Source organism: Rhizobium sp. O111, assembly GCF_055616315.1.
The window spans coordinates 774,468-787,230 of record NZ_JBSHXL010000002.1 but is presented as its reverse complement, the minus strand read 5'-3'; the positions used below and the strand labels follow the sequence as shown (position 1 = coordinate 787,230).

10 protein-coding genes are annotated in these 12,763 nt (G+C 60.6%); 4 read left to right on the top strand and 6 right to left on the bottom strand.

The annotated features are described in order from the left end of the window. Window positions 1–7 precede the first annotated feature (7 nt). Both ACVTFQ_RS23160 and ACVTFQ_RS23155 read left to right on the top strand, forming a co-directional pair. A complete protein-coding gene (locus ACVTFQ_RS23160) occupies window positions 8–244 on the top strand; it encodes a hypothetical protein (RefSeq protein ID WP_162741256.1) in 237 nt (78 codons plus the stop codon). Window positions 245–329: 85 nt separating this feature from the next. Continuing rightward, window positions 330–2,405 carry a methyl-accepting chemotaxis protein gene (locus tag ACVTFQ_RS23155; RefSeq protein ID WP_470424173.1) on the top strand — a complete coding sequence of 692 codons (2,076 nt, stop codon included), beginning with the start codon at window positions 330–332 and terminating at the stop codon, window positions 2,403–2,405. A 161-nt stretch (window positions 2,406–2,566) separates the two neighbouring features. Here ACVTFQ_RS23155 and ACVTFQ_RS23150 read toward each other — a convergent pair whose 3' ends face one another. Beyond that, window positions 2,567–3,379 (bottom strand): arginase family protein, encoded by an 813-nt coding sequence (locus ACVTFQ_RS23150; protein ID WP_113176930.1) that lies wholly within the window; start codon window positions 3,377–3,379, stop codon window positions 2,567–2,569. Between the two features lie 143 nt (window positions 3,380–3,522). Beyond that, the gene (locus ACVTFQ_RS23145) at window positions 3,523–4,464 is read right to left on the bottom strand and encodes a hydrogen peroxide-inducible genes activator (protein WP_113176929.1); all 942 of its coding nucleotides are present in this window, start codon (window positions 4,462–4,464) and stop codon (window positions 3,523–3,525) included. A gap of 161 nt (window positions 4,465–4,625) precedes the next feature. Here ACVTFQ_RS23145 and katG point away from each other — a divergent pair, with 161 nt between their 5' ends. Beyond that, entirely contained in the window at window positions 4,626–6,800 is a 2,175-nt protein-coding gene (katG, locus tag ACVTFQ_RS23140) for a catalase/peroxidase HPI (RefSeq protein ID WP_113176928.1), read from the top strand. Between the two features lie 116 nt (window positions 6,801–6,916). Here katG and ACVTFQ_RS23135 read toward each other — a convergent pair whose 3' ends face one another. Continuing rightward, on the bottom strand, window positions 6,917–7,114 hold the full coding sequence (locus ACVTFQ_RS23135) for a hypothetical protein (protein ID WP_112435456.1): 198 nt from the start codon (window positions 7,112–7,114) through the stop codon (window positions 6,917–6,919). 767 nt (window positions 7,115–7,881) lie between these two features. Here ACVTFQ_RS23135 and ACVTFQ_RS23130 point away from each other — a divergent pair. Continuing rightward, window positions 7,882–8,778, top strand: a complete 897-nt coding sequence (locus tag ACVTFQ_RS23130; RefSeq protein ID WP_113176927.1) for a fructose bisphosphate aldolase — start codon at window positions 7,882–7,884, stop codon at window positions 8,776–8,778. Between the two features lie 36 nt (window positions 8,779–8,814). On the opposite strand, the gene ACVTFQ_RS23125 is transcribed toward ACVTFQ_RS23130, so the two are convergent. From ACVTFQ_RS23125 to ACVTFQ_RS23115, 3 genes are all read right to left on the bottom strand, one after another. Further along, window positions 8,815–9,120, bottom strand: a complete 306-nt coding sequence (locus ACVTFQ_RS23125; RefSeq protein WP_047514307.1) for a hypothetical protein — start codon at window positions 9,118–9,120, stop codon at window positions 8,815–8,817. Between the two features lie 130 nt (window positions 9,121–9,250). Then, complete coding sequence (locus ACVTFQ_RS23120) at window positions 9,251–9,538, bottom strand: hypothetical protein (protein WP_113176926.1); 288 nt, start codon at window positions 9,536–9,538, stop codon at window positions 9,251–9,253. 115 nt (window positions 9,539–9,653) lie between these two features. Beyond that, complete coding sequence (locus tag ACVTFQ_RS23115; protein ID WP_113176925.1) at window positions 9,654–12,761, bottom strand: efflux RND transporter permease subunit; 3,108 nt, start codon at window positions 12,759–12,761, stop codon at window positions 9,654–9,656. Window positions 12,762–12,763 lie beyond the last annotated feature (2 nt).

The following is a 12,763-nucleotide window of genomic DNA, read 5'->3' as shown; positions in this document are numbered from 1 at the left end:
GACTTCAATGAATGTTTCGATCACGTATACGCTATATCGCCATCAAGCGTACAACAAGTGCCATACGCTATATCGCAAGCAAACTGTTACTTCGCGCAGGAGATTGAAGGCGGACACGCCGGAATGCGGTCGCGAATGCGATGCCGCCACGGCAGCACAGGTTGAGATGAAAGCCGTGAAACACGCCCAGGTTATTTTCTTCGCCAAATCATCAAAGTTTCATCTCCGGTTTGTGAATGCTTAACGTCATGGGTGGTGTAAGCCCGAGACGAAATTGCCGGGGGTGTATCGTGGCCTTACTCTCAAACCTGAAAATTGCCCATCGGGTGATGTTGCTTGCCTTGGTGGCGTTGATCGGGATTGTCGCGATTTCCGCGATCTTCATCGGCCAACGGCAAGTGGAAGCCCGCTATCGGCAGACGGCTGACAGCCTGGCGAAACAGCAACGTGATGTCACAGCCGCGCGGGACGACATTCGCGACACTCTGATCTGGGAAAAGGAATTCCTGCTCACGCGGCAGCTTGGTGCTGTCGAAGACTTCGACAAAGCGCTTCAGAGAGCAAACTCGGTGATCGACAAGCTAAAGGGCGATGCGGCGCCTGAGCAGGCTGGGAAGCTTGACGCGTTAAGCGGTGCGCTTCAGGCCTACGCGGGCACGTTTTCGGCGCTTGTGGCAAAGGACAAGGAGTTGGGTCTTGATCCGTCGCAGGGTCTTGAAGGGGCCATGCGCGATGCCGTGCATTCGATCGAAGGCCAGCTTGAAGGCGTCGCTGATGCCGAGCTCAAGGCCAGCATGTTGATGATGCGCCGGCATGAGAAGGACTTCATCCTGCGCCGAAATCCCGATTACCTGGCCAAACACGCCGCCGAAGTCGCGACGTTTACCGAGTTGATGAAGAAGGCATTCCGGCCCGGCGCACAGCGCATGCGCGCTGCGGAAGCACTCTCTGTCTACCAGAATGCGTTCCGGCTTTATGGCAATGCAACGCTGGAGGAGGCCTCCGCTCGCGAGGCGGTCGGTTCTGCTTATTCCGCGGTGCAGCCGGTGCTTTCGGACATCATTCAAAGCTACGCCGCGGCAGAGGTCGCTACTCTCAAGGAGAATGATCGCGTCGGTCAACGCAATATCACGATCGTTGTCGCGCTGATCGCCGCCGCGATCGGTCTCATTCTGCTCAGCGTTTGGCTGATCGGCCGATCGATCAGCGCGCCGATCCTCATGATTACCGCTGCCATGCGCCGCCTGGCCGAAGGAGACACCGGTCAAACGGCGCCCGGCGCAGCAAGGCGCGACGAGGTTGGGGCGATGGCGAAGGCGCTTGAGGTGTTCCGGCAGCAGGCGATCACTGCCGCGGCGCTTGAAGCGGAAGCGGCAGCGGCGCGCAGAGATGCCGAGGCCAACCGGGCTCAGATGCAGGAGCAGGCCGAGGCGCTGGCGCGCGAACGGCTGCTGCAGGCTACCGGCGACCTTGGCGCGGGCCTGAAGCGGTTGGCCGCAGGCGATCTCTCCTTCCAACTCGTCGAACCCTTCGCGCCGGATTTCGAAAGCCTGCGGGGCGATCTGAATGCGACGTTGAAACAGCTGGCCGGTGTGATGGGCGACATTATGCAGTCCAGTCATTCCATCGACAACGGTACCCGGGAGATCAGCAGTGGTGCCAGCCAGCTGGCGCAGCGAACGGAGCGCCAGGCAGCCTCTCTCGAGCAAACAGCGGCTGCGCTCGACGAGATAACGGCAAATGTGTCGAACGCGACCAAACGCGTTGAGGACGCCCAACAGGTGGCGCGAGAGGCCAATGACAGCGCTTCGAAGGGGACGGCGCTTGTGGATGAGGCGGTTGCCATGATGGAACGGATCGAGGGGTCTTCAAAGCGTATCGCAAGCATCATCGCGACGATCGACCAGATTGCCTTCCAGACCAATCTTCTTGCCCTGAACGCCGGCGTTGAGGCGGCCCGTGCCGGTGAGGCTGGTCGCGGGTTCGCGGTTGTAGCGCATGAGGTTCGCGAATTGGCCCAGCGCTCGGCCAACGCGGCCAAGGAGATCAAGGCTCTTATCGATGGTTCGACTATCGAGGTTGAGGAGGGGGTACGGGCGGTGAAGGACACAGGTGCGGCTCTCCACGGCATCGGCAGGCACGTTGTGGCCATTAACCAGCATATGGAAGCAATCGCCTTGTCTTCGCGCGAACAGAGCATCGGCTTGGTCGAGATCAACACGGCGATGAACGGCATGGATCAGGATACCCAACAGAACGCAGCCATGGTCGAGGAAAGCAACGCCGCATCCGCAGTGCTTGCCGGCGAGGCCAATCGCTTGCGCGAACTCGTCTCGGTGTTCAGGGTCGCGAGCGGACAGCAGGCCGAAACGGGGCTGCGGTTGGTTGCCGGCCGCCGAAACTGAGCGCGATCCATCACGCGAAGGTTTGCCGAGCGGCGGCTGTCGTCGATCGTTGGAGAATGGCAAGTGCTCGGCGCGTTGAAGCGTGCAGGTTCTGCGGTTGTCCGCTCTGCTGAACGCGCATTCGATGTCATCGGCTTGCTCGGCGGGCGCCGTTCACTGCGTTATTTCGATCCAAGCAGCGGCGAGATTGCGTCCATCAGGAAACGCAGCGACGTGGCATCCTTCTCGCCGTCAGAGGATGCCTCGAATTCGGCAAGTTCAACGCCGATAATTTGGTCTGCCGGAATCTTCTCGAAGATGGTGCGCAGCGTTTCTGGCAGCAGGCCATTCGGCACGGCATAGGCCGCCGGCACAAATCCGGGCTCCAGAGAATCCCAATCGACGTGAATCCATACGGCCCGATCGCCGATAATTGAGATGATCGAATCCGGATCTGTTTTTTCAGGCGAGAGCACGCAGACACCGGCCTGTCTGAGCAGTTCTGCCTCCGCGGGATCGATATCTCGTGCGCCCGCAATCACGACTCTGGCCGGATCGACACCCTGTTCGAGACCACTCTCCCAGAGGCCGCAGACCGCGGCGAGAACCATGCCGCCCAAGTATCCGCTTCCGGTGGTCTCAGGGGTGTTGAAGTCGCCGTGAGCGTCGATCCAGAGGATCGTTGCTTCAGGATGGACACGCGCGACAACCGGCAGTGTTGCGAGGCTCGCGGAGCAGGTGTTCATGGCCATCAACGGCCTTTGGCCACGACGAAAGATGTCGGCCACTTCGCATTGAAGTTCTGTCAGCGTGCCGGTTGCTTCGGGCAGGCTGCTGGACCAGTCGTCTTGTTTGGGTGGTGAAGGTGTTCCCACGGAACGCAGTGGCAGTCCTGTCAATTCCTGCAAGGCTCTTGCTGTCTTGCCCGCGCCTTCGATCGCGCCAGGGCTACGGTCGGCGATGCGTCCCTGGCAGAAAATGATCTCGAACGTCAAATCGATACTCCGATACTGAAACTGCGAACCCCGCCAACAGGCATGCCGCGACAATCATTATATCCCATCGGATACATCGATCGCCGCGCCACTTGCAACCCGTCAGATCGATCAACGAACTTAGGGAGGTTGGGCGGGCTTTCTTAAGCGATCAGTGTTCGCGCTTGGTCGGGAAAGGCGCCAAGTTCAATTGTCCTGCGAGCGCCGGCCTCGCGGACGATGTCGGCGATGGGGCCGAATTGCGCCACCAGGGGATTGGTCTTGCGCCAGATCATGCCGATTGTGCGAAAGGGCCGCGGCTCAAGAAGGCGAAATACGCTGACATCAGCTGAGCGGGTCTCGGTGCGCACCGCCATCTGCGGCAGCAGCGTGACGCCGATACCGACGCCCACCATCTGTACCAGCGTGGTGAGCGAGCTTCCTTCCATGAGTTCGCGAGGGGGCGCGGCCGCGATGTTGCAGAAGGAGAGCGCCTGCTCGCGGAAGCAGTGTCCTTCTTCGAGAAGCAGCAGACGCATCTCGTGCAGCATCTCGGAGCTCGGAACAGGTTTGCCAGCGTCCTCCAGCGGACGCACCAGCACGAATTCCTCGTCGAAGAGTGGAATTTCCTCAAGCGTCGGCTCTGAAACGGGCAGGGCGACGATCGCGGCATCGAGCCTTGCTTCGTGCAGGTCTTCGATCAGCCTTTGTGTCACCGCCTCGCGCGGGCGTGGGTCGAGCCCGGGATAGCGCTGTGTCAGCGTCTTGATGACGTCGGGCAGGAGATACGGGGCAATTGTAGGAATGACGCCGATGCGAAGCCGGCCCGCAAGCGTCGTCTGCGTGGCGCGGGCCAGTTCCGCCAGATCGTCGACCGAGCGCAGGATGCCACGCACGCGCTCGGCAAACTCCTCACCGAGGCTCGTCAGCCTGATCTGCCTGCCGCCGCGTTCCACAAGCGGCGCCCCGATCAGTTCCTCGAGCTCACGGATTTGTACCGACAGTGCGGGCTGGGAGATCGCACAGGCTTCGGCGGCGCGGCCGAAATGCCCCAACCGTGCAAGAGCCTCGAAATAACGCAGGTGCTTCATGGATAGGCCTATCATAATCAAAAACTATCAGACCCTTTAGAATATACAATTGGAATTTATCGACTGAGTTGCTTATTCCCTATCTCGGGACTTGAAGTCCGATAAGAGTTTCAACGACCCGCTCAAACACTTGGTACGCGATTTCAACCCGAGTTCGAATTTTAGGGAGAGTTAACGTGGACACGAAGACACAATCGGCCGGCAAGTGTCCGGTCATGCACGGTGGTAACACGGCACTCGGCAAATCCGTTACGCAATGGTGGCCGAACGCGCTGAACCTGGACATTCTGAGCCAGCACGACACCAAGACCAATCCGCTCGGCAGGGATTTCAAGTATCGCGAGGAGCTTAAGAAGCTCGACGTAGAGGCTCTGAAGGCCGATCTCAGGGCGCTGATGACCGAAAGCCAGGAATGGTGGCCGGCCGACTGGGGTAGCTATGTTGGCATGATGGCCCGTGTTACCTGGCACGCAGCCGGCTCGTATCGCGCCGCGGACGGCCGTGGCGGCGCCAACACCGGCAACCAGCGTTTCGCTCCCCTGAACTCCTGGCCGGATAACGTCAACACCGACAAGGGCCGTCGCCTGCTGTGGCCGATCAAGAAGAAGTACGGCAACCGGATTTCCTGGGCCGACCTGATCGCGCTCGCGGGCACGATCGCCTATGACGTCGCCGGTCTGAAGACCTTCGGCTTCGGCTTCGGCCGCGAAGACATCTGGCATCCGGAAAAGGATGTTTACTGGGGTGACGAGCAGGAATGGCTCGCGCCAAGCGATGGCCGCTACGGCGATGTGGCAAAGCCCGCGACGCTGTCGAACCCGCTTGCGGCTGTCCAGATGGGTCTGATCTACGTCAACCCCGAGGGCGTCAACGGCAAGTCCGATCCGCTCGCCACCGCCGCGCAGATGCGCGAAACCTTTGCCCGCATGGGCATGGATGACGAAGAGACTGTTGCGCTGACCGCCGGCGGCCACACCATCGGCAAGACCCACGGCAATGGCAACCCCGCTGATCTCAGCGCCGATCCCGAAGCGGCAGGTCCGGAAGCCCAGGGTCTCGGCTGGATGAACACCAAGGGTCGCGGCATTGGCCGCAATACGGTTGTCTCGGGCCTCGAAGGTGCTTGGACCACCGAACCGACCAAATGGGACAACGGCTTCTTCGAAATGCTGTTCAAGCATGAATGGCATTTGGTGAAGAGCCCGGCAGGTGCCACCCAGTGGGAGCCGATCTCGATCGCCGACGCCGACAAGCCCGTCGATGTGGAAGACCCGAGCATTCGCCTCAATCCGATGATGACGGACGCCGACATGGCGCTTCGGGTAGACCCGATCTACCGCGAGATTTCGCTGCGTTTCCGCGACGATTTCTCGGCATTCTCGGATGCCTTTGCTCGCGCCTGGTTCAAGCTGACCCACCGCGATATGGGGCCCAAGGCGCGCTACATCGGCCCGGATGTGCCGGCCGAAGACCTGCTCTGGCAGGACCCGATCCCGGCAGGCAGCACGAGCTACGACGTTTCGGCCGTCAAGGCGAAGATCGCCGCTTCCGGCCTTTCCGTCGCCGACCTCGTCAGCACGGCCTGGGACAGCGCCCGCACCTTCCGCGGTTCGGACAATCGCGGCGGCGCCAACGGTGCCCGCATCCGGCTGGCGCCGCAGAAGGACTGGGCCGGCAATGAACCCGAACGCCTCGCTCGCGTTCTTGCCGTGCTGGAGCCGATCGCTGTGGCAAGCGGCGCATCGGTTGCCGACGTCATCGTTCTCGCCGGTAACGTCGGCGTCGAACAGGCTGCCAAGGCTGCCGGCTTCGACATCCAGGTGCCGTTCGCAGCTGGCCGTGGCGATGCCACCGACGCGCAGACCGACGCGGACAGCTTCGCGCCGCTCGAGCCGCTCGCCGACGGCTTCCGCAACTGGCAGAAGGAGCACTATGTGGTCAGCGCCGAGGAACTGCTCCTCGACCGCGCCCAGCTGATGGGCCTGACCGCGCCTGAGATGACGGCTCTTGTTGGTGGCCTGCGCGTCATCGGCGCCAACCACGGTGGCAGCAACCACGGCGTCTTCACGTCCAAGGTTGGTGCGCTCACCACGGACTTCTTCGTCACGCTGACCGATATGGCCTATTCCTGGGTCCCGACCGGCCGGAACTCTTACGAGATTCGTGATCGCAAGACAGGCGATGTCCGCTTCACCGCGACCCGTGCCGACCTTGTATTCGGTTCCAACTCGGTGCTGCGCGCTTATGCCGAAGTCTATGCCCAGGACGACAGCAAGGAGAAGTTCGTGAAGGACTTCGTTGCAGCCTGGACGAAGGTGATGAACGCCGACCGCTTCGACCTAAACGCCTAACGGCGAGATGGTCTAAGGCAGGTCTCGAAAAAACCTCCCGTGTGCCACAGCGCACGGGAGGTTTCTGTGTTGTGGCGGGCTATCGTCGGGCCGTCTTCGCGCCGGCCGTTGCCAGACTAGCTGGTCTTTTTCGGGCTACGTCCCGCGCCCGCATCTGACTTTGCCGCGCCCTTGTCGTCTCCCGGTGCTGTCTTATGAGTGGGATCCTTTCCGGAACGCTCGCGTGCGTGTGCTTCCGGTCCGGCAACGATCACACCATTCTGATCTTCGTCGACATGCTCCTTCGCCCGGCGATTTGTAACGTCTTTGGCCATTGGTCCAATCTCCTTTTGCTGCTCCTCGCAGGTTAATGACCGGAGACGAGACTGGTTCCCTCACTCGATCTGCTGATGACGCAATATGGCCCGCAGGCCAACGACGCCCGTGCGCTGCTACGCCAACTGATCGAGACGCGGCTGGAACGGGGGTGGGCGCTGGAGGCCAGTGGCGAGCACGCGAGCGGATCAGGGTCCGTTTATCAAGAGTTCCCGCTGACGGGCTCCTGAATGACGCTAGCTTATTTCCTTTCCCCTCGGATATGATCCCTCCTGTCCTCTGGCACGAGATGGCGAATTGCTTCGGCGGCCCCTCGTTCGCCCAATCGTCTCGTATCTTGCAGCATCAAGCGGACCACGGTTGATGGTTTGAGCGCGCTCAAATGGGCAACATTTAGTACGAATGTGTATTGATCGGGCTCCAAGCGGATATGGATCTTGGCCACTTGCAAATGGGGGATGGATCAAACCCTGAACGATGATTTGATTGGCTAGGCTGTCAATTCCTCGATCTCACCTCGTGATTTTTGCATGGTCGCGACGTTGGTGCTGGCGTTTTGTGAGACGCGGCGAAGGTCACGAATAATCGCAGATCCGCATTCGGCTCTTTGTTCGCCGGAATTGCCGGGCAAGCAGTTTTAGCTTTGACGAGCCCCGCATGGAGGTGGCTGTTTACGCAGGAATGTGAGAGGTTGCTTGTGTACCGGAATGCAAGCCCGGTTGAACGCCATTTGTGAAACACGCGAAATGCAGCACAGGGGGGAACAATGCCAGACACAAAAATGATGTCCCAGATGGCCGACAAAGCCGGCTTTATCGCCGCGCTTGACCAGAGTGGCGGATCGACGCCAGGAGCGTTGCGTCTCTACGGCATCGCGGATGCGGACTACCATGGCGAAGAAGAGATGTTTCGCCTGGTGCATGAAATGCGTGTTCGCATCATGACCGCGCCGGCATTTTCGGGTGACAGGGTGATCGGCGCCATACTCTTTGAGCGGACGATGGACGGAGAGGCCAACGGCAAGCCGGTTCCCGCCTTTCTTTGGGAAGAGCGCGGCGTGGTGCCGTTTTTGAAGGTCGACAAGGGGCTGGCGGCCGAAGTGAATGGGGTTCAGGTCATGAAGCCAATGCCCGATCTTGACGATTTGCTCGACCGGGCGGTCAGGAAGGGCATATTCGGCACCAAAATGCGTTCAGTTATTGCCCAGGCCAACAGGGCAGGAATTGCGGCCGTCGTTCACCAGCAATTTGCCGTAGCTCAACGCATCCTTGGACATGGCCTGGTTCCGATTATCGAGCCTGAAGTATCGATCAAGAGTACGACGAAGCGAGAGGCCGAGGTTATCCTGCGCGAAGAGATTCTTCGCGAGCTCGACGCTTTGCCCTCCGGTCAGAAGGTTATGATCAAGCTGACGCTTCCGTCGGTCGCGGACTTCTACAAACCGCTGATCGACCACAAGTCGGTTATCCGCGTCGTCGCTCTATCCGGTGGTTACAGCCGAGCTGACGCCTGCGAAAAGCTGAGCCATAATCACGGCATGATCGCAAGCTTCTCCAGAGCTTTGGCGGAAAATCTTCTTGTCACGATGAGCAATGCTGAATTTGATCAAAGCCTTGGGCGCGCGATCGACCAGATCTACGCCGCGAGTGCCTCAAAAAAATAGCCTGTCACGGAGCCCTCTTTCCAGTGGCGGGCAATGCTAGATACCGGAACCGTCCAGCTGCAAGCTATCCTCGCCTTCCCAGGGCGTCGGCATTGAGGTGCGGTTGAGGCTGGCCGAGGGCATCGGCATCCAGCACTTCAATTCCGGTTCGGCATATTCGATCAAGCGGCCGGGCGAGGAGTCGGACGCGCGCCAACCCTCAGTCCCGAACCGGTCACCATTCGACCAGTAAGCCAAATCGACTTCCGCCGGTCCCTGCTCGGATGGATAGATCGTGACAAGAATTCGGCTGCCGTCTCTTGGCGCGCTTGCCATGTTGCGCCAACGTTGAGGTTCATCCATCACATCGTCTCCTAGTTCCTCTCGGCAGCGATTGTCTTCCTGTCACTATGTTCGGTCAATTCAAACTTCGCACAACAGCCTACGCGGCGGGTCTGGCCGCGTAGGCTGTCTTCTGGAGGCTCCGCGCAAATCAGTTGCAGACGCGGACGGTTTCAACATGAGACCCGCCGTCGTAATTGTTCTCAACCTCGCGATCCTCGTACCAGCAACGCGGGCGCGGCGGCGGCGGATCGACATAACGAGGCCCGGAGTTGGCGATTGCGCCACCGATCAACCCGCCGACAACACCAGCGGCCACGCCTCCGGCAATGGTCCGGCCGGTGTTGTCGTGGTGGTGGTGATCACGTGCGATCACCGGGCTCAGGCTCCCGGCCGATATGATCGTCGCGGCAATGATTGCGCCTAATGTCCGTTTCATCGGGGTGCTCCTTTTTCAAAAGCTATCCCTTACTCAACGCTGCGAACGCAATTTTGTTCGCAAAAATTGGCCATCCGATCGCGCGCCAACCTGATCGCGGAAGGAAATGACAGGCTCAATGACGCTCTTCCAGCGCACGTATGATCATGTACAGCGCCGGCACGACAAAGACGCAAAGCACCGTCGAGACCAGCATGCCGCTGACCACCGAGATCCCGATCGACCGGCTGGCATTGGCGCCGGCGCCGGTTGCAAGAACGAGCGGAACCATGCCGAGAATGAAGGCGATCGATATCATAAGGATTGGCCGGAAACGCAGTTTGCCTGCCGTGACCGCGGATTCGAGCAGCGACTTGCCCTCCTTGATCCTGAGGTCGCGGGCGAATTCGACGATCAGGATGGCATTCTTGGCCGCAAGCGCGATGAGTAGGACCAAACCGATCTGCGTATAGAGCGTGTTCTGCAGGCCGAGTGCCAGGAGCGCCGCGACCGTGCCGGCAAGGGCGAGCGGGACCGAGAAGATCACGGGCAGGGGGCCGAGCCAACTGCCGTACTGACCGGCGAGCACGAAATAAACGAGAACCAGCGCCAAGCCGAAAGCGATGTAGATCTGGTTGCCGGTCAGCTTCTCCTGATAGGAAATCGCGGTCCAGTCCGTCGTGGCACCGTCGGGAAGTGAGGTGGCCACCTTGTCCATGATCGCCATTGCCTCGCCGGAGCTCACATCGGATTGCGGCCGCCCGACAACAGACATGGCGGGGTGGAGATTGTAGAGTGAGATCAGCGACGGGCCGATCTTTTCCTCCACCGTGACGATGCTGCCAATCGGCACCTGCGACCCCGATCCGTTCGGAACGGTCAGCCGCGCAATGCCCTCGGAAACGCTTCTGAACGAGCCCTCCGCCTGGACATACACCTGGAACGTGTGGCCGAAGCGCGTGAACTGGTTGACATAGGTCGAGCCGAGATAGCCCGACAACGTGTTGAATACGTCGCCGATTGGCACGCCCAGCGTCGCGGCCTTGGTCCGGTCGATGCTGACGGCAAGCTGTGGTGCGTTGACGTTGGCGTTCACCTGCACGTTCTGCAGGCGCGGGTCCTTTTTGGCTTCCGTCGCCACACCATTGGCGATATCCGCGAGCCGCCCGAAGTCGCCGCTGCCGTCCGTCAGCTCAACCATCATCGTGAAACCGCCGGTGTTGCCAATGCCCTGGATCGAGGGTGGCGGGATGACCGTCGCGAAGCCGTCGGAGAGGTCGGACAGGCTCTTGGATATCGTTTGATAGAGCGGCAGCAGCGCTTCCGATTTGCCGCGTTCATCCCAGGGCTTTAGGACAATATAGGCAAGGCCGGCGCTTGGTAGCGGCGCATTGTTGTCGAGCAATGACACGCCCGCGACTGTGATGACGTTGTCGACGCTGGGCTGGTCCTTCAGCTTAGTCTGCACCTCCTTCAGCGCCTTGTCGGTACGTTCCAGCGAGGCGCCCGCCGGCAATTGCACGGCTGCCACGAGATAGCCTTGGTCTTCGGGCGGCAGAAAGCCGGTCGGAACGCGTGACAAGCCGACGAAGGCGAGCGCCACCACGATCGCGGTCGCAAGGGCAATCACATAGCGAAAACGCAGCATGCGGGAGAGAAGGCTGGTGTAGCCATCCTCCAGACGGTTGAAACCGCGGTCGAAGAACCTGAACACGATGTTGCGCTCCTCGACCGGCTTGACGGGCCGCATCCAGAGCGCCGCCTGCACGGGCTTCAGCGTGATGGCGTTGATGGCGCTGATGACGGCTGTGCTGGCGATCACGAGCGCGAACTGCTGATAAAGTTTGCCCGTCAAGCCGGGAAGGAAAGCGGCGGGGAGGAAGACAGAGACCAGCACCAGCGTGATGCCGATGATCGGCCCGAACAGTTCCTCCATGGCCTTTTCGGCCGCTTTCGGCCCGCTCAGACCATTGGACATCTGCCGAGCGGCGCCCTCGACGATGACGATCGCGTCGTCGACGACGATGCCGATGGCGAGCACCAGCGCGAAAAGGGTCGACATGTTGATCGAGAAACCCATTGCGGCCATGGCGGCGAAAGCGCCAATCAGCGTCACCGGTACGGTGGTGGCCGGAACGAGCATGGCTCGCCAGTCCTGCAAGAACAGCAGGATGACGGCAAGCACGATGATGCAGGCCTCGACCAGCGTCTTGTATACCTCGTCGACAGCCGCGTTAACGAAAGTGGTGGTGTTGAACGGCACGGAATAGCTCAAGCCCGGCGGAAAGGACTTCGACAATTCCGTCATCCGCGTCTCAACCGCCTTGGCGACGTCGAGCGCATTGGCCTCGGGAAGCTGGCTGATTGCCAGCGAGGCCGATGCCTTGCCGTTGACGCGGAAGACCTGGTTGTAGGATTTCGAGCCCAGTTCGACACGGGCGATATCCTTGACGCGGGTGAGCGCACCGGTCTCGCTGTTTGTCTTGACGATTACATCCTCGAACTGGTCGACCTGATCCAGCCGACCGGAAATCTCGATCGGCGTTTGAAAACCCTGGCCGGTATCGACAGGCGGCATGCCGATCTGGCCGCCGGAAACCGTCTGGCTCTGTGCCTGGATGGCGCTGACGACATCAGCGGGTTTCAGGCCGCGCGCCTGCAGCCTGTCGGCGTCGAGCCAGATGCGCATGGCGTAGTCGCCGGCGCCGTAGACCGTGACATCGCCGACACCTGGAACGCGCGCCAAGGCATCCTTAAGATTGATCGTCGCGTAGTTGGCCAGAAACAGGCTGTCGTACTGAGCGCGTTCGGCGTCGAGCGTCACGAAGGCGAGGATTGAGGTCGAGCGCTTGCGCACGGTGACGCCTTGCGACTGCACCGCGCTCGGCAGCTGCGCATTGGCCGCGTCCACCCGGTTCTGCACCAGGATCTGTGCCTCATCGGCATTGGTGCCGATGTCGAAGGTGACGGTCAGGTTGTAGGTGCCGTCGCTGGCGCTTGTTGACTGCATGTAGAGCATGCCCGGAACGCCGTTTACCTGTTGCTCGATCGGCAGAGCGACGGTGTCCATGAGCGTCTTGGCGCTGGCGCCGGGATAGCGCGCGGTGACCTGCACCGTGCGGGGTACGATATCGGGATATTGGGTGATCGGCAGGCGCAAGAAGGCGATGGCGCCGATCAATATTGTCAAAAGCGCGATGACATTGGCGAGCACGGGGCGCTCGATGAAGAAGCGGGAGAACATGA